This window comes from Collimonas humicola (assembly GCF_018304945.1).
GTDB classification, from domain to species: Bacteria; Pseudomonadota; Gammaproteobacteria; order Burkholderiales; family Burkholderiaceae_D; genus Collimonas; species Collimonas humicola.
Window position 1 is genome coordinate 1260464 of the sequence record NZ_JAGQEE010000001.1, and the last position, 17894, is coordinate 1278357.

Here is a 17894-nt window from a genome sequence, read left to right on the forward strand (position 1 = left end):
CCGCATTCATTCGCCTTAAAAAGTGACGGTGGCGACGACAGTATCAGTGTAGGTGGCGGCAATTGCCGAAATCTGGCCTGCCGGAACGCTGGCGTAAATGGTGATTGCCGTAGGGGTGCCGTTTGCAGTGACGGCGGACGGCGAGGTTGCCGCTGTATTCCCCCATGTCACGGTATAACCACTGTCTGAAAATAAGCCGTAATTGAGATATGTCGGCGTACCTCCGCCGCTGGAGAGTCGCCTCAACGGTACTGCGTTAGTGGATCCGGTATTGGCGTTAGCGCCCTGCCCAAGCGTAATGACAGGATTGTCGCCTGTGGTGCAGGTGGTGGTAACGCTGGCGGTCGCGGTCTGGTTGGCCGTGGCATTGGTGACGATCGGGTCATAGCTCGTTGTGAAGCCGAGCGTGGAAATGCTGCAGTTATTAGCAATGGTGACCGTATTGGTCATGGTGGCGGTGCCAGTACCCGCTGACGCACTACTATAAACAATTGCCGATGCGATGATGAAAATACCGTTCCGCACACATTTTTTCATAGAAGATCTCCCGATTGACATTTTGGTGCGTCATACCCGTTCGCTCCATACCTTGCAAATACGCATGTCGCTTTTCCCGGCGACACTCTCTTGCTAGTACCGCTTGATGGCTTATTGAAGATACACAGCTATTCAATACGGCTGGCCATTAAATCCTGTGCCTATGGGATGGTGAAAATCCCTTGGATGCCAAGGCCACTCACCGCGGGCTGGCCGGATCCTGTGACCAGAACAGATAAGCCTTTCACGGCAGATTTGTTCGTCTCGCTCCTGACGTTCAAGTTGGATACAACAAATTTCATGTTAAATGTCCCGCTGAGATTTTTCAGGCCGGCAAGCAAGGCCACAGACTGTCCGCCGAGTTGGCTGAGTATGTGCTTCAGCACCGTACCCGTGTTGACTGTCAAATTATTGTTGGTGATCTCAATGAACTGGTTTTCTGAAATCTTGGCAAGTGTAAAATTGGCGCCGGCACTGCTGCCCGCCTTGACAAACACATACATGCTGGCGCCTGCCGGCACCGAAATAGACAATTGACGATTGCCGTCCAGCGACAGATCAGCTTGATCCACAATTAATTGCAATACCAGCCCGCTGCTGCCGGTGTCGGTCATCTCCGCACCCAGGCTCACTCGCGTCGTCATGACGCCGCTGGCATTCTTGGGGATCGGATTACCCACCACTGCGTAGGCCAGGCTGAGCGTGTCGGCAGACGTCGGCTTGCCGGGCAGCGTCACACCGCTCAAGAACTGATCCAAGGTATAGGGATTGCCGTTGATGGCGATACTGTCTTTTTGAATCGCAAGGTAGTTGGAAGGCTGCGACCAGTCGCTGATGCCGACTACCGGGACTGGAATCCCGGCAAGCTGGGCCTGCGTCGCAATAGCCGACAACACCGCGGCGCCTGCCGCTGCATTGTTGTCATTCAATTGCGAGAGCGCGCGCCCCAACGTCGTTAAATCCACTCTGCTGGCGACAGCGCTACTCAGCAAGCTTGCGACCCCATAGGCAGCGTTTGCGATCGTAGGATTGGATTGAAGCGACTGCGTTTGGCTGAGCAGGTTGGCGTCGCTGGCTGTAGTCAATGCCGCTGCTTGGCCGGCGACAGCGCTCGAGATAAGTACAGCCACGCTGTTCGCACTAAAGCCGCCCAGACCAGTCTTGGCTGCCGCCAGCGGCGCGTCATTGGCGGCAGCAATATTTTTTACCGACTGCTGCACCACGCCGGACACTAGCGAAGCATCGACGCTGTTGTCGGCGCCAACCAGAGCGGCGGCAGGATTTGCCGTCAGCGTTGTCACGACCGCCTTTGCCACTTGCGAATAAATTGCCTGGATAGTCGCCGGACTGGAGTCTTGCGCCAGAGCTCCAAGCGTATTAGTGATTTGCTGGACAATTTGCTGCATTGCCAAAGTCTTTTTATGGAGATCAGCATTGGTCATCGGATCAGTCTTACTGACGTCAGTACCAGCCGGCAGATTCATGGCAATGGCAATCTGGGAAGCGGTCATGCCGGAATTCGCCATCAGGGTAGTCAGCGGCGTAGCTACTACGCTGCCGGCCGGCGCCTTCAGGGTCCCCGCGAATGGCAAGCCGGTATCGATGCTGGTTCCGCCGCTCACCACTATCGTGCTCGAGCATGCGGGCGCAAATGCAAAATTGCCTTGGCCATCAGTCGCGACAACTGCTTCACCCACATCGGCTGCACCATTGTTATTGGTATCGCAGAGAACCGAAGCTCCGGTCAAATAACCGTCTACCGCCTTCCCTGCAGCAGTCGTGGTTGTTATGGGCGTTACTGGAGCCGATCCGTCGCCGCCGCCTCCGCAAGCTGCAAGAATCAAAGTAACGACAACCAACAGTGACGTCATTTTCTTTTCAAGCATTTGAGAGCTCCCCTTGAGTTGATTGCCGATCCCGGTGAAGAACAATGCATATCAATTAAAGCGGCCTTCGCCCCCGGCACGAAAAGCGTCACCTCCCAATGATTTGCCAGACACAAGGGAAGCCACTGCCAAAATTATTCTGGCGTACAACTTGCAATCGCATTCACTGCGCTTTGTGAGGTAGCGCAGCTCATTTCGTTAGTAGTATCTGTATGGGAGGTCCGGCTGTCGGTGTTGTACGCATGCGTCGCCGCCAGATAAGCCGCGTCGTTTGCTCCGAATTTGATGGTTGCGTTGCTGTCGGGGCTAATAGTAAAACTCGTGCGAGTTTGTTCCACCTTATAGGTTTCTCTGACAAATCCATCCGAGTCGACGGTCCACTCCCGAGTTCTCTCAGCGTCGCTGCAAAGATAATGTGTTTTATTGCGAGCCATTTTGAAATGCTTTCATTCAAAGTTGGAAATTCCTGACACGCCGTAAATGACTAACTCCTTGGGGTGGTAACTGACGTTGATGCGTCCTATCCGATTCGATTACTTGAGGCTATCCTCAAATCCCCTTTTCTACACCTGTCAATATTGACATCTGAAAAATCAATCGTGCAACAAGCACCGCGCTATCAAGACACGGACCTGTCAAACAGCAGTGGAGGATCTTGCGTCAATCCAGGCCAATGCCGGCAGCCGTTGATTTCTGCAATAGTGATAAGTGAAATTCTTACTCGCTGCAGATGCCGACTGGATCAGTTGGCGAGGCTCAATTCAGCAAGTAAAGGGGCATCTTGGACATGCTGCATAGGCAGCACCGACACAGCAAATGACGGGATGCCAAGCGCCAGCCGGCGGTCTATCGCGGGGACGCTCGGGCAATGGCGTAGGGGGTATTTTTTTAAGAACTATGCAACGTGGAAAATGACAAGCAAACGCTGCAGAACTGGACAAGACCGAGGCTCAAATTCAGGGGAATATCCCTAAACCATCCCCCAGCAAACATAAAACAAGCATAAGTTATTGATTTACAACAACAAACTGGTCCGGCCGGAGGGAATCGAACCCCCAACATTTCGGGTAGAAGCCGAATGCTCTATCCAGTTGAGCTACGGCCGGATTCATACGCTTTGATGCCTGATTCCGATCGTCAGATCGACTCATTGCAGTGCTTGATTTTTATCAAGCGGAAATGAAAAAAGGGGCTGTCCGAAGACAGCCCCTTTTCTACTTATTGGTCGGAGTACAAGGATTCGAACCTTGGACCCCCTGGTCCCAAACCAGGTGCGCTACCGGGCTGCGCTACACTCCGAGAAGCAAGATAATAAACAGTATTCCGATTTTTGTCAAATTTTTATACAGGAAAATTTTTAAATTTTGCTGCAAAAACCAACCCAATAACGGTACCGCCAACAACTTATCTGCTGAAAAACTTGAGAGACGGATTAGACCAGATTTCAGAAAAATATGCGATAAAAAAAACGTCTTTTTCGACAAATATTCAAACTTTTTTCAGTTCTGCTTAATACGTCAGCAGATTTGTAAAAAAGCTGCCGATGTTTTAAGCAAATCGACAGCGCAAAATCATTTACAGATTTATCCGACAGGATTTCAATCCTGCCGCAAGGCCAATTGCGCGCGCTGAAAAATGACTTTGAAACGACTGCCTTTCCCATATTCGGAAGAAATTTCCAGGCGGCCGCGGTGTCGCAATAAAACATGCTTCACAATCGCCAGCCCGAGACCCGTTCCCTGCGTCGCGCGCGAGCGGGTTTTATCGACGCGATAGAAACGCTCGGTGAGCCGGCTCAAATGTTCTGCCGCGATGCCGATGCCATCGTCGGCCACGATCAAAGCCGCACTATCGTCTTCCATCGCCCAGCTGATATCGATGCGGCCACCGTCGGGCGTATAGCGCACTGCATTCGACAGCAGATTCACAAATGCGCTTTCCAGTTCGTCGTGATTGCCTTTCAGGTCGACCTCCTGCACCTGCCGCAATGTGATGCTGTGCTTGCCGCCCGATAGCGCCCTCGCCTCTTCTACGATGCGGGTGAGCAGAGGCTTGATGCGCACCGTGTCGCCGGAGGGCGGTTGCACCAGCGATTCCAGCCTGGTCAGCGTCAGCATGTCGGCCACCAGCCGCTGCATGCGCTGCCCCTGCTCCGCCATCAGATGCAGCTGGCGCTGGCGGGTTTCCTCGCTCATTTCGCTGCTCAGGGCATGCTCCAGAAAACCGTTGATGACCGTCAGCGGGGTGCGCAGCTCATGCGATGCATTGGCGATGAAATCGCGCCGCATGGTATCCATTTTTTCATTTTGCGTGACGTCGTGCGTCACCAGGATCTGGCGCCGGCTTTCGAAGGAAATCAGTTGCACCAGTATTTTCCGGTCGTGGTGCATGAAGGGCAAAGGCTGTTCGAACCGGCCCGAGAGCATATAGTCGACGAAATCCGGAGAGCGGATCAGATTGGTCAGCAAACGTCCTTCATCGCGCTCCAGGTCCAGCCCCAGATGGCTCTGCGCCGCCGGATTGCACCACTCCAGATGCATGACGCCATCGACAATCACGACGCCGTCCGGCAGCAGGCTCATGGCTTGACGGAAGCGCGCCAGCCACTCCGCCATTTCGGCCCGCGAGCGCTCGTCTTCATGGCGGATGTCTTCCAACGCCGCGAATGCATGCGCCCACAAGCCCCAGGTCTTCGGCCGCGGCCTGCCGACCGGAGCGTCCAGCCATTGTTCGATCTGATAGAGCGAGCGCATCTGCAAGAACAACAGGCTCGCCAGCGACAAGCTGTAGAACAGCAGGCCGACGACTGCGCCGAAGGCAGCCCCTACCGCAACTGCGATCAAGGACAAGAGGCCAAACCAGAGCAGCGCCGGCACCCAGAATTTACGTGCGCTGCGCGTGCCGGCTGCCAGCATCGTCACGCCACCGGCTCAGCGTTGAGCTTGTAGCCGACGCCGCGCACTGTCTTGACGTAATCGGCGGCCAGGCCCAGCGATTTGCGCAGGCGCATGATGTGGACGTCGACCGTGCGTTCCTCGATAAAAGTATGGTCGCCCCAGACTTTATCGAGCAATTGCGCACGCGAAAAAATCCGGTCGGGATGCGCCACCAGGAAACGCAACAGCTTGAATTCTGCCTGATCCAGCTCGACTTCGCGGTTATCGACAGTGACCTGGTAACGGTCGGTATCGATGCGGATCAAGCCGTGCGTCAGCAGGCTTTGTCCGAGTTCCGGCACTTTGCGCCGCAGCAGCGCCTGGATGCGCGCGATCAGTTCCTTCGGTGAAAACGGTTTGGTGACATAGTCGTCGGCGCCCGCGTTGAGCCCCCTGACCTTGTCTTCATCCATGCCCTTGGCGGTCAGCATGATGACCGGCAGCGTAGCGCTGCGCGGCTGGCCGCGCCACTCCTGCAGCAATGCCAGGCCGGAAGTATCCGGCAGCATCCAGTCCAGCAACACCGCCTTGGGCAAGACACCGACGATAGCCTGACGCGCCTCGGCGGCGCTATACGCAATCTCGCAGGAAAAGCCTGCGTCGTCGAGCGTAAAGCGCAGCAGCTCGGCAATGCCTGGTTCATCTTCGACAATCAGAATGTGGGTTTGATATTTCGACATCAGGCATTAACTCTATTCAATCCAGCAATTCAGCAATTCAGCAACTCGGCAACAGTTCAGGCGCTCACTTTATCCGCAATACGGCGCGCCATCGATTGCGCCAGGTCGGCGCCCTTGGCTTCCACCATGACCCGGATCAGCGGCTCGGTGCCAGAGGCGCGGATCAGCACGCGGCCGTTGTCGCCCAGCTCGCGCTCCACCGCTTCTTTCTCCGCCACCATCGCCGGATTCTTCTTCCAGTCGAAACCCGCCGCGACTTTGACGTTGATCAGCGTCTGCGGATAGAGTGCAATATCGGCCGTCAGCTGCGCCAGGGTTTCACCGGTGCGCTTCAGCGCCGACAACACCTGCAGGGCAGAGACGATGCCGTCGCCGGTGGTATGCTTGTCCAGGCACAGCAGATGGCCGGAGCCCTCGCCGCCAAGATTCCAGCCGCGCTCCTTCATCACTTCCAGCACGTAGCGGTCGCCGACATTGGCGCGCGCAAACTCGACGCCCATGTTGCGGAACGCTACTTCCAGCGCCATATTCGTCATCAGGGTGCCGACCGCGCCTTTCACCGGCCCGATCTTCATGCGGTCCTTGACCATCACGTAGAGCAGCTCGTCGCCGTTGTAGATACGGCCCGTCGCATCGACCATCAGCAGGCGGTCGGCGTCGCCGTCCAGCGCGATGCCAATGTCGGCGCGATTGGCGCGCACCGCCAGCGCCAGCGCATCCGGCGCGGTGGCGCCAAAACCGGCATTGATGTTGAAGCCGTTGGGCTGGTTGCCGATGGCAATCACTTCCGCTCCCAGTTCGTGGAAAACGTGCGGCGCAATATGATAGGCGGCGCCGTGGGCGCTATCGACCACGATCGTGAGGCCGCGCAAGTCGAGCTCGTTAGGAAACGTGCTTTTGCAGAATTCGATATAGCGTCCGGCAGCGTCGTCCAATCGCCTGGCCTTGCCCAGCTTGTCGGAGGCGACGCAGTCCATGGGCAGCTCCAACGCCTCCTCGATCGCAGTCTCCACCGCATCCGGCAGCTTGTTGCCTTGTGCGGAAAAGAACTTGATGCCGTTGTCTTCATACGGATTGTGCGAAGCCGAAATCACCACCCCGGCCGCCAGGCGCAGGGCCCGCGTCAGGTAGGCAATCGCCGGCGTCGGCATCGGGCCGGCCAGCATGACGTCGACGCCGGCGGCGGCAAAGCCGGCTTCCAGCGCCGCTTCCAGCATGTAGCCGGAAACCCGGGTGTCCTTGCCGATCAGGACGGTCGGCCTGCTGCCCGCTTTCGCCTGCGCCAGCACCTTGCCGGCGGCGTAGCCCAGTTTCATGACGAAATCAGGGGTAATCGGCGCCACGCCTACGCGGCCACGGACACCGTCGGTGCCAAAATATTTTCTTGTCATTTCAACCTTCTGTCAGTTTTCGTGTGAATCGCAATCACATTGCTTTTGATATATTCGCGGCATGCCAGACCTTGAGCGCATCGACCGTTTCCGCCACATCGTGCACCCGCACGATCCGGGCGCCCTGGGCCACCGCCGCCAGCGCCGCCGCAAGGCTACCCGCCAGGCGCCGCTCGACCGGCTTCCCGGTGAGCTCGCCCAGCATCGACTTGCGTGAGATGCCCGCCAGCAGCGGCAGGTCCAGCCTGTGCTGGATATCGCCTATGCTTTGCAACAATGCAACATTATGCGCCAAGGTCTTACCAAAGCCAAAGCCTGGATCGATGCTGATGCGATTTCTTGCAACACCGGCCAGCTCCAGGACAGTAACGCGCTCGCTCAAAAAGGCGCTGACTTCGGCCACCACATCCTGATATTCGGGCCTCGCCTGCATGGTTTGCGGATCCGCCTGCATATGCATGACGCACAAGCCGCAATCGCTCTCGCTCACCGCCTCCAGCGCGCCGGCGCCGCGAAAGCCGCTGATATCGTTGATCAGGTCGGCACCGGCGGCGATCGCCTCGCGCATGACTGCCGGTTTGTAGGTATCGATGGAAAGCGGCTTGCCGCAATCGCGCAAGGCGTAGATCGCCGGCATGACGCGATCCAGCTCCTCCTCCAGCGACAGCGCCGGACTGCCGGGGCGGCTCGATTCGCCGCCGATGTCGATGATATCGACGCCATCGGCAATCATCTGCTCCGCATGCGACAAGGCAAATTCAAGTGCGTGAAATTTGCCGCCATCGGAAAACGAATCTGGCGTGACATTGAGGATGCCCATCACCAGCGGCCGCGCCTCGGGCGTATTGACCGGCAGCCGGTAGCGGCCGCATTGGAAAAATTGTTGCATAGTGAGAGAGTTATATTGGTTCTGGAAAAAGCTGGCTTGAAGCGGACAGATTTGTCGTGGGCGATATAGTTTCAACCATCGTCATAAAGCCGGCGCTCAAATAAAAAGGGTGAGGATCGCTCCTCACCCTTGCTGCTCATTCTTGCTGGCATATCGTGCATTCACAAGCTACGCCGGCCAGGCGTGGTTAAGCGGATCAGGCCGGCGCAGTGGCGCTCGGCGACACGCCGCCGGATGAACTGTCGCTAGACGCCTTGCGCACCGAGCTGCCAGCCTTCGGCAAACGCGGCTCCAGGCCTTCCATGATGTCGTTGATCTGGTCGGCATCGATGGTTTCCCAGTCCAGCAGGGCCTTGGTCATGGCTTCAACCTTTTCCTTGTTTTCTTCCAGCAGGCGACGCGACAATGCATACTGCTGATCGAGGATGCTGCGGATTTCGGCATCGACCTTTTGCTGAGTGACTTCCGACACGGTCTTGGACGACATGCGGCCGAAGTACGCGTCTTGCTCAGTATCTTCGTAGACCATGGTGCCCAGGCTTTCCGACATGCCGTAACGGGTCACCATCGCCCGTGCCAGCTTGGTAGCGCGCTCAAAGTCGTTGGAAGCGCCAGTGGACATCTGGTGCATGAAAATCTCTTCGGAAATACGGCCGCCGAACAGGATGGCGATCTCTTCCAGCATCTTGTCCTTGTACATGTTGATGCGGTCGTGCTCAGGCAGCTGCCAGGTCAGGCCGAGCGCAAAGCCGCGCGGCATGATGGTGACCTTGTGTACAGGATCCGCCTTGGGCAAGAGCTTGGCGACCACGGCATGGCCGGATTCGTGATAAGCGGTGTTGCGTCGCTCCTCTTCACGCATGACCGCCGATTTGCGCTCAGGGCCCATGACGATCTTGTCCTTGGCATCTTCGAAATCCTGCATCTCCACCAGGCGCTTGGCGCGACGCGCTGCAAACAGAGCTGCTTCATTGACCAGGTTGGCCAGGTCGGCGCCTGAGAAACCAGGGGTGCCGCGCGCCAGGATATCGGCCTTGACGTCGGTCGAAATCGGCACCTTGCGCATGTGCACATTCAAAATCTGCTCACGGCCGCGGATGTCCGGCAAGCCGACCACCACCTGGCGGTCGAAACGGCCCGGACGCAGCAAGGCTTTGTCCAGCACATCGGAACGGTTGGTAGCAGCGATCACGATCACGCCGGAATTGGCTTCAAAGCCGTCCATCTCGACCAGCATCTGGTTCAGCGTCTGTTCGCGCTCGTCATTGCCGCCGCCCATGCCGGCGCCGCGATGGCGGCCGACCGCATCGATTTCATCGATGAAGATAATGCAGGGGGCGTGCTTCTTGGCGTTTTCAAACATGTCGCGCACACGGGAGGCGCCGACGCCGACGAACATTTCAACGAAATCCGAGCCGGAAATGGTGAAGAACGGCACTTTCGCCTCGCCTGCGATGGCGCGCGCCAGCAAGGTCTTGCCGGTACCTGGAGGACCAACCATCAGTACGCCGTGGGGAATGCGGCCGCCCAGCTTCTGGAACTTGGTCGGATCGCGCAGGAAATCGACCAGCTCGGAGACTTCTTCCTTGGCTTCATCGCAACCGGCGACATCGGCAAAGGTCACGGAATTGCTGTTCTCATCGAGCATGCGCGCTTTCGACTTGCCGAACGAGAAAGCGCCGCCCTTGCCGCCGCCCTGCATCTGGCGCATGAAGAAAATCCAGACGCCCAGCAACAGGATCATCGGGAACCAGGAGATGAAGATCTGCTGCAGGAACGAAGGCTCTTCCGGCTGCTTGACTTCGAATTTGACGTTGTTGTTGACCAAGTCGCCGATCAGGCCGCGGTCCAGCATGGTGATGGCGGTTTTCACTTTCTTGCCGTCCGACGTGCTGGCGACAATGCTGCTGCCTTCGATCGTCGCATCGGTGATGTGCCCTGCCCTGATTTCAGTGATCAGATCGGAATAGGCAATCGGCCCTGCGCCGCTGGCCAGTCCACGCCCGTCGAACTGCTTGAATACGGTGAAAAGCACCAGGGCGATGACCACCCAGATGGCGGCTTTGGAAAACATGTTGTTCACTAGAACTCCTTGGACGCGCTGCGCGCCTGACATAGGTACAGCATCGAGATATTCCTTTGATTTTACTCGGAATAGGTACAGCTTGCTAGGAGGCTCGCCTGAGTTAGCGGACCACGGCTGAAAAAATAGCTAAACAAATATTTTTCAGCCGCCGCTGCCGGATTCCAGACGAGTCCCTTTGGCAGCATATGCGGCCGCATCCATGGGAATTCAAGGAAAAATTGCTGATTAACGTGGATTTTTCAATATTTTTCCGAGGAGGAAGATTTCGGACGACTTATCGCGGCTGGCCTTGGGCTTCCTCGACGCCACGGTTTTGAACTCCTGGCGGAATTTCATCAATACTTCGTTGTAGCCGGTGCCGTTGAAGCACTTCGCCAGCAAGGCCCCAGTCGGTTTCATGTGCATCTGCGCGAATTCAATTGCCAAATCGATAATTTCCTCGACCCGCGCCGCATCGGATATGGCGATGCCGGACAGGTTGGGCGCCATGTCGGACAGCACCAGGTCCACTTTGCGCCCGTCCAGCAAGCGCTCCAGCTGGCGCACGCTGTCGGCTTCGCGGAAGTCGCCCTGGATGAAATGAACGTCAGCGATAGGTTCCATCGGCAGGATGTCAAGGCCGATGATCATGCCGTGGATACCACCGCCATCCTGTCCGGCCAGCTTGTTGCGGGCATACTGCGACCAGCTGCCGGGGGTGGAGCCAAGGTCGACAATGATCTGGCCAGGCTTGATCAGCTTGTCAAGTTCGTCGATTTCTTTCAGCTTGTAGGCAGCCCGCGCACGGTAGCCTTCTTTCTGCGCCAGCTTCACATAAGGGTCGTTAATGTGGTCGTGTAGCCAGTTTTTGTTTAATTTCTTCTTTGCCATTCGCGTAGAATACCGTTTTTAAGGAATTTTTATGTTGAAACTTACATCTGCCGAGCGTAGCGAGCTCCGTTCCCAGGCCCACGGTCTGGATCCAGTGGTCCTGATCAGCGAAGATGGCTTGAAGCCATCCCTGATGAAAGAGATCGATTTAAGCCTGAATGCGCATGGTCTGATTAAAGTGCGTGTATTCGGTGATGATCGCGAGGCACGGATTGCCATCTACGAAACTATTTGTGAAAAACTTGGCGCAGCGCCGGTGCAGCACATCGGCAAGCTGCTGGTCTTGTACCGGCCACAGAAAGATGCCGCCAAAGAACGCAGCGAAACCCGCGGCCGCGGCATGCGCGAAGTCACCATCGTCAAGCCTAGCCCGAGCGGCACCAAGCGGCCGTCGGTGACCAAGGTCATGGTCAAAGGCAATGAGCGCGTGACCCAGGGCGGCAACATCAAGCGCGCCAAACCGCGCCAGAAGAGCAGCAAGAAATCAGCATTGGGCCGTTAATTTCCACAATTTGGGCCGGCCGCTTCGGCAGCCATCACATCCCGATACCGAGGGGGCCGTATTCCGCTACGGCGGCGCCAGCATACTGCTAGCGCCCTCCCCATGCCCTGCGAGACCTTGTCTCTAGCGCAGGCTGCGCAATTTCAAGATCAATCCAACCCCAAGCAAGCCCTGGATCAGGTAAATCCCGCTGGAAACCCCGTGCAGGATGCCGAACTGCGTCCTGGCGCTGTCACTCATGACGCCGCCTGCCTGAGCCGCTGCTTCACGCAGGCTTGCCATGAAAGGCTGCAGGCAGAAATAACCGACCACGGTGCAAGCCAGCATCAGCAAAGTGAAACGCAGCAAGGTCTTGCGCAGCGGCGCCGAATCGTCATGGGTGCGATAGCTGAACAGCAAGATCAGCAGGACGCCGCAAGCCACCGTCAGCCAGGCTTCGATGCGGAACAGGTTGCCGGCGATGGTGCCGGCCAGCGCACGGTCCGCCAAGGTGGCGAACAAGACCGGCGCAACCAGGCCGCCTATCGTCCACAAGCTACCGACCCACAAGGTCGCGACTAACAATCTGCATCGCACTACAAACATCGCTGCTCCCGGATTTTCCGATCGAATGCTGCGTTGACGCCGCCGGGCGCCATCATGGCCACGCTTTAGACGTAGCGGACTTCCAGGATTTCATACTCGCGAATGCCGGACGGCGCTTGCACGCCGACCACGTCGCCGGCGGTCTTGCCGATCAGCGCGCGGGCGATCGGCGAAGTCACGGAAACCTTGGACAGCTTGATGTCGGCTTCATCGGTGCCGACGATTTGATAAGTCACCTTGTCGCCCGATTCCAGGTCTTCCAGATCGACCGTAGAGGCAAACACTACGCGCCCGTCCGCATCCAGGGTTGCCGGATCAATAACCTGCGCGGCTCCCAGCTTCCCTTCCAGGTCGGCAATCCGGCCTTCGACAAAACCCTGGCGCTCTTTCGCCGCATCATAATCCGCGTTTTCGGAAAGATCGCCATGCGCGCGCGCTTCTGCAATGGCCTTGATGACAGCTTGACGCTCCTTGGTCTTCAAATGATGCAACTCATCTTTCAACAATTGCGCGCCATGCTTGGTAAGAGGTACTGAGCTCATAGGGATGCTATTCAACAAATATTTAATAAGGTTTATGACGCAGGATTTATCACGTACACAATAAAAGGTCACGGAGGTCAAAAACGCACCAGTGCGCTTTTGACCTCCGCAGGAACTTCTGTAGCTGAATTGTACGTTTCGGCGGCTTCCAGGCAGCAATGCGGCCTCGAAAGCGATTCAGGATGTGCCTAGGCACATCCTGATCTGACCTTAGTGTAAGGTTTTATGCAGGCCTTGTAAATCATAGACATGCAACTCGTCCAGATGACGCATGCCCTCGACCGCCGCTTCTGCACCGGCAATCGTGGTATAGGTCGTGGCGCGTGCCGCCAGGGCCGAGATACGGATCGCCCGCGAGTCGACAATCGCGCTACGCTTTTCTTCAACCGTGTTGATCACCAATGAAATCTCATTGTTCTTGATCATGTCGACCACGTGCGGACGTCCTTCGACCACCTTGTTGACGGTTTCCACCGGGATCCCGGCAGCGCTGATTGCCGCCGCGGTACCCTTGGTCGCCACCACCGTGAAGCCGATCGCCACCAGATCCTTGGCAACCTGCACTGCACGCGGTTTGTCGCTGCCCTTGACACTGAGGAACACCTTGCCGGAACTCGGCAGCTTGACGCCGGCGCCGAGCTGCGACTTGACGAACGCCTCACCGAAAGTCTTGCCAACGCCCATTACTTCGCCGGTCGATTTCATTTCCGGTCCGAGAATGGTGTCGACGCCGGGGAATTTAACGAACGGGAATACCGCTTCCTTGACGCTAAAGTATTTCGGCACGACTTCTTCCTTGATGCCTTGGCTGTCGAGCGACTGGCCGACCATGCAGCGGGCGGCAATCTTGGCCAGCTGCAAACCGGTCGCCTTGGATACGAACGGCACGGTACGCGAGGCGCGCGGATTGACCTCCAGCACAAACACGACGTCCTTGCCATCGATCTGCTGAATCGCAAACTGCACGTTCATCAAACCAATCACGTTCAAACCCTTGGCCATCAGCGATGTCTGGCGCTTGATCTCTTCGATGGTTGCCTGCGACAGCGAATAAGGCGGCAGCGAACAAGCCGAATCGCCGGAGTGCACGCCAGCCTGTTCGATATGCTCCATGACGCCGCCGATAAAGGTGCGCTCGCCGTCGGACAGGCAGTCGACGTCGACTTCGATAGCATCGTTCAGGAAGCGATCCAGCAATACCGGCGAATCGTGCGAGACTTTGACCGCTTCGCGCATGTAGCGTTCGAGATCGCGTTGCTCGTGGACGATTTCCATCGCGCGGCCGCCCAATACGTAGGATGGACGCACCACCAGCGGATAGCCGATTTCCTGCGCCAGGCGCAATGCGTCTTCTTCAGTACGCGCGGTGCGGTTTGGCGGCTGGCGCAGGTTCAGGTCGTGCAGCAGCTTCTGGAAACGCTCGCGGTCTTCGGCAGCGTCGATCATGTCCGGCGAAGTACCGACGATAGGCACGCCGTTGGCTTCCAGATCCAGCGCCAGCTTCAGCGGTGTCTGGCCGCCGTACTGCACGATTACGCCGTACGGTTTTTCCTTGTCGACGATTTCCAGTACGTCTTCCAAGGTCACCGGTTCGAAATACAGGCGGTCCGAGGTGTCGTAGTCGGTCGAGACGGTTTCCGGATTGCAGTTGACCATGATGGTCTCGTAGCCGTCTTCACGCATCGCCAGCGCTGCATGCACGCAGCAATAATCGAATTCGATACCCTGGCCGATACGGTTAGGACCGCCGCCCAGCACCATGATCTTCTTCTTGTCGGTCGGATTCGATTCGCACTCTTCCTCGTAGGTCGAGTACATGTAGGCCGTGTTGGTCGAAAATTCGCCGGCACAGGTATCCACCCGCTTGTAGACCGGACGGATATTCAAGGCCAGGCGCTTCAGGCGCACTGCCGTATCCGTGGTCTTCAGCAGCTTGGCCAGGCGGCGGTCGCCAAAGCCCTTTTGCTTCAGGCGGAACAGCGTGTCGCGGTCCAGCGCTTCCAGCGTCTGGTTTTTTTCCAGCCACAGTTCGATATCGACGATTTCCTTGATTTGCGACAGGAACCACGGATCGATATGGGTCAGCTGATGCACCTCTTCCAGCGTGAAACCTTGGGCGAACGCGTCGCCGACATACCAGATACGGTCCGGACCCGGCTCGCCGAGTTCTTCTTCGATCACTTCGCGGTCTTGCGTCTTTTCGTTCATGCCGTCGACGCCGACTTCGAGGCCGCGCAACGCTTTCTGGAACGATTCCTGGAAGGTGCGGCCGATCGCCATCACCTCGCCCACCGATTTCATCTGAGTGGTCAGGTGATCGTCGGCAGTCGGGAATTTTTCAAACGCAAAACGCGGGATCTTGGTGACCACGTAATCGATCGAAGGCTCGAACGACGCCGGTGTCGCGCCGCCGGTGATTTCATTGCGCAACTCATCCAGCGTAAAGCCCACCGCCAGTTTCGCCGCGATCTTGGCGATCGGGAAACCGGTCGCCTTCGACGCCAGCGCCGAAGAACGCGATACGCGCGGATTCATTTCGATGACGATCATGCGGCCATCGGCCGGATTGACCGAGAACTGCACGTTGGAGCCGCCGGTATCGACACCGATCTCACGCAATACCGCCAGCGAGGCGTTACGCATGATCTGGTATTCCTTGTCGGTCAGCGTCTGCGCCGGCGCGACCGTGATCGAGTCGCCGGTATGCACGCCCATCGGATCCAGGTTTTCGATCGAGCAGACGATGATGCAGTTGTCCGCCTTGTCGCGCACCACTTCCATCTCGTACTCTTTCCAGCCGATCAGCGATTCTTCGATCAGCAGTTCCTTGGTCGGCGATGCTTCCAGGCCGCGCTTGCAGATGGTTTCGAATTCTTCGGCGTTGTAAGCAATGCCGCCGCCGGTGCCGCCCATGGTGAACGAAGGACGGATGATCACTGGGAAGCCAAGCTCCTTCTGCACAGCCCAGGACTCGTCCATGGTATGGGCGACGCCGGAACGTGCCGAGCCGAGGCCGATCTTGGTCATCGCTTCCTTGAACTTGGAACGGTCTTCGGCCTTGTCGATGGCTTCCGGCGAGGCGCCGATCAGTTCAACCTTATACTTTTCCAGGATGCCGTGGCGATGCAGGTCCAGCGCGCAGTTCAGCGCAGTCTGGCCACCCATGGTCGGCAGGATCGCGTCCGGCTTTTCCTTGGCGATGATGCGTTCCACCGCCTGCCAGGTGATCGGCTCGATGTAGGTGACGTCGGCCATTTCCGGGTCGGTCATGATGGTCGCAGGGTTGCTGTTGACGAGGATGACCTTGTAACCCTCTTCGCGCAACGCCTTGCAAGCCTGGGCGCCGGAATAGTCGAACTCGCAAGCCTGGCCGATGATGATCGGGCCGGCGCCGATGATCAGAATACTTTTTAAATCACTACGCTTAGGCATTTTTATTTTTCTCCAACATCGTTTGATTCATCAATTGAATGAAACGATCGAACAAGGGGGCGATGTCATGCGGGCCGGGCGACGCTTCCGGGTGGCCCTGGAAGCAGAACGCCGGCTTGTCGGTGCGGGCGAAGCCTTGCAGCGAACCGTCGAACAACGATACGTGGGTGACGCGGCAATTGGCCGGCAGGGTCGCGCCATCCACTGCGAAACCGTGGTTTTGCGAGGTGATCAGCACTTGCTTGCTGTCCAGGTCCTGCACCGGGTGATTGGCGCCGTGGTGACCGAACTTCATCTTGAGCGTCTTGGCGCCGGAAGCCAGCGCCATGATCTGATGGCCGAGGCAGATGCCGAAAGTCGGCACGCCGCGCTCGATCAGTTCCTTGGTAGCGGCAATCGCGTAGTCGCACGGCTCCGGGTCGCCAGGGCCATTCGACAGGAAAATGCCGTCCGGATTGAGCGCCAGTGCATCGGCAGCCGAAGCTTGCGCCGGCAATACAGTGATCTTGCAGCCGCGTTGCGCCAGCATGCGCAGGATGTTGAACTTGACGCCGTAGTCGAACGCCACCACGTGGTACTTCGGGGTGATCTGCTGGTCGTAGCCACGGCCGAGACGCCATTCCGTCTCGCTCCAGCTGTAAGCCTTGGTAGTCGACACAACTTTGGCCAGGTCCATGCCGGCCAGGCCGGGGAAGCCGCGCGCCAGTTCCAGCGCTTTCGCGGTTGCGGCGGCAATGTCCGGCTCGCCGGCGACGATGGCGCCGCCCTGCGCACCTTTTTCGCGCAGGATGCGGGTCAGCATGCGGGTATCGATGCCGGCGATGGCGACGATGTTCGACTCCTGCAGGTAGGCATCGAGGCTTTGGGTGGAGCGGAAATTCGATACCAGGCGCGGCAGATCACGGATGATCAGGCCGGCGGCGTGGATTTGGGAGGATTCGATATCCTCTTTATTGACGCCGGTATTGCCGATATGCGGATAAGTGAGAGTGACGATCTGGCGGCTGTAGCTTGGATCGGTGAGGATTTCCTGGTAGCCGGTCATGGCGGTGTTGAATACGACTTCACCTGTCGTATGCCCAACGGCGCCAATGGAAATACCTTGGAAAATCGTCCCATCTGCTAGCGCGAGGATGGCCGGTACGGTGAGGCCAGAAAAAAATGGCTGCAAGGGGTAACTCCTGATGTTGTTACCGCCGCTGCGCTGCGCCAAACGACCGCTATGAATCCCCAAACAGCGCCCGAACAGCGTTGATTTGACGGTTTATCAGTCTTTTTGGGACGAAATGGAAGGTGGTATGCGCTACGGCGGAGTAAATTGGGCTAAACCCTGCAATTATAGCCGACAACCACCTGCCCGGCAATCTGAACCGATGCCATACCGAGGATTTTTGTATAAATAATTATGCAAGACGATTGCCGTTGATGCAGCGACAACAAACCTGACCAACGATGCCTGCCAATACCTGCCAAACCGTCACATCTGCCAATAATTGTCAGCTTGCCGGTTTGGCATTCAAACACGGACACACACACACACACACAGTTGCAGATTGCC

At 57.4% G+C, this 17894-nt stretch carries 13 protein-coding genes and 2 tRNA genes; 1 reads left to right on the forward strand and 14 read right to left on the reverse strand.

The features are described 5' to 3' along the window. Positions 1-15 precede the first annotated feature (15 nt). The 10 genes from KHU30_RS05730 to KHU30_RS05775 form a co-directional block, all read right to left on the reverse strand. Positions 16-537 carry a spore coat protein U domain-containing protein gene (locus KHU30_RS05730; RefSeq protein ID WP_230411465.1) on the reverse strand — a complete coding sequence of 174 codons (522 nt, stop codon included), beginning with the start codon at positions 535-537 and terminating at the stop codon, positions 16-18. A gap of 161 nt (positions 538-698) precedes the next feature. Then, positions 699-2423 (reverse strand): hypothetical protein, encoded by a 1725-nt coding sequence (locus KHU30_RS05735; RefSeq protein WP_211441623.1) that lies wholly within the window; start codon positions 2421-2423, stop codon positions 699-701. Between the two features lie 1029 nt (positions 2424-3452). After that, positions 3453-3529 (reverse strand) — tRNA-Arg (locus tag KHU30_RS05740). A 116-nt stretch (positions 3530-3645) separates the two neighbouring features. Beyond that, positions 3646-3722: transfer RNA gene (locus KHU30_RS05745), tRNA-Pro, on the reverse strand. A gap of 299 nt (positions 3723-4021) precedes the next feature. Beyond that, a complete protein-coding gene (phoR, locus tag KHU30_RS05750; RefSeq protein WP_211442230.1) occupies positions 4022-5338 on the reverse strand; it encodes a phosphate regulon sensor histidine kinase PhoR in 1317 nt (438 codons plus the stop codon). Between the two features lie 2 nt (positions 5339-5340). Beyond that, the gene (locus KHU30_RS05755; RefSeq protein ID WP_211441624.1) at positions 5341-6039 is read right to left on the reverse strand and encodes a winged helix-turn-helix domain-containing protein; all 699 of its coding nucleotides are present in this window, start codon (positions 6037-6039) and stop codon (positions 5341-5343) included. Between the two features lie 56 nt (positions 6040-6095). Then, positions 6096-7430: a phosphoglucosamine mutase gene (glmM, locus tag KHU30_RS05760; RefSeq protein WP_211441625.1), complete on the reverse strand. Its 1335-nt coding sequence runs from the start codon at positions 7428-7430 to the stop codon at positions 6096-6098. A gap of 34 nt (positions 7431-7464) precedes the next feature. Then, entirely contained in the window at positions 7465-8319 is an 855-nt protein-coding gene (gene folP, locus KHU30_RS05765) for a dihydropteroate synthase (RefSeq protein WP_211441626.1), read from the reverse strand. Between the two features lie 196 nt (positions 8320-8515). Then, positions 8516-10402, reverse strand: a complete 1887-nt coding sequence (gene ftsH / locus KHU30_RS05770) for an ATP-dependent zinc metalloprotease FtsH (protein ID WP_329956558.1) — start codon at positions 10400-10402, stop codon at positions 8516-8518. Positions 10403-10630: 228 nt separating this feature from the next. Beyond that, positions 10631-11275, reverse strand: a complete 645-nt coding sequence (locus tag KHU30_RS05775) for an RlmE family RNA methyltransferase (protein WP_211441627.1) — start codon at positions 11273-11275, stop codon at positions 10631-10633. Between the two features lie 31 nt (positions 11276-11306). Between KHU30_RS05775 and KHU30_RS05780 the strand changes: the two genes are divergently transcribed. Beyond that, positions 11307-11777, forward strand: coding sequence for a YhbY family RNA-binding protein (locus KHU30_RS05780; protein ID WP_211441628.1), 471 nt, complete (start codon positions 11307-11309; stop codon positions 11775-11777). A 123-nt stretch (positions 11778-11900) separates the two neighbouring features. Here the strand turns inward: KHU30_RS05780 and KHU30_RS05785 are convergent, their stop codons facing one another. The 4 genes from KHU30_RS05785 to carA form a co-directional block, all read right to left on the reverse strand. Continuing rightward, positions 11901-12362, reverse strand: coding sequence for a DUF4149 domain-containing protein (locus tag KHU30_RS05785; protein WP_211441629.1), 462 nt, complete (start codon positions 12360-12362; stop codon positions 11901-11903). Positions 12363-12427: 65 nt separating this feature from the next. Continuing rightward, positions 12428-12904, reverse strand: coding sequence for a transcription elongation factor GreA (greA, locus tag KHU30_RS05790; RefSeq protein WP_092394134.1), 477 nt, complete (start codon positions 12902-12904; stop codon positions 12428-12430). Between the two features lie 210 nt (positions 12905-13114). After that, positions 13115-16336, reverse strand: a complete 3222-nt coding sequence (carB, locus tag KHU30_RS05795) for a carbamoyl-phosphate synthase large subunit (protein WP_211441630.1) — start codon at positions 16334-16336, stop codon at positions 13115-13117. Further along, positions 16329-17507, reverse strand: a complete 1179-nt coding sequence (carA, locus tag KHU30_RS05800) for a glutamine-hydrolyzing carbamoyl-phosphate synthase small subunit (RefSeq protein ID WP_211441631.1) — start codon at positions 17505-17507, stop codon at positions 16329-16331. The genes carB and carA overlap by 8 nt, the downstream gene beginning before the upstream one ends. Positions 17508-17894: the final 387 nt, after the last annotated feature.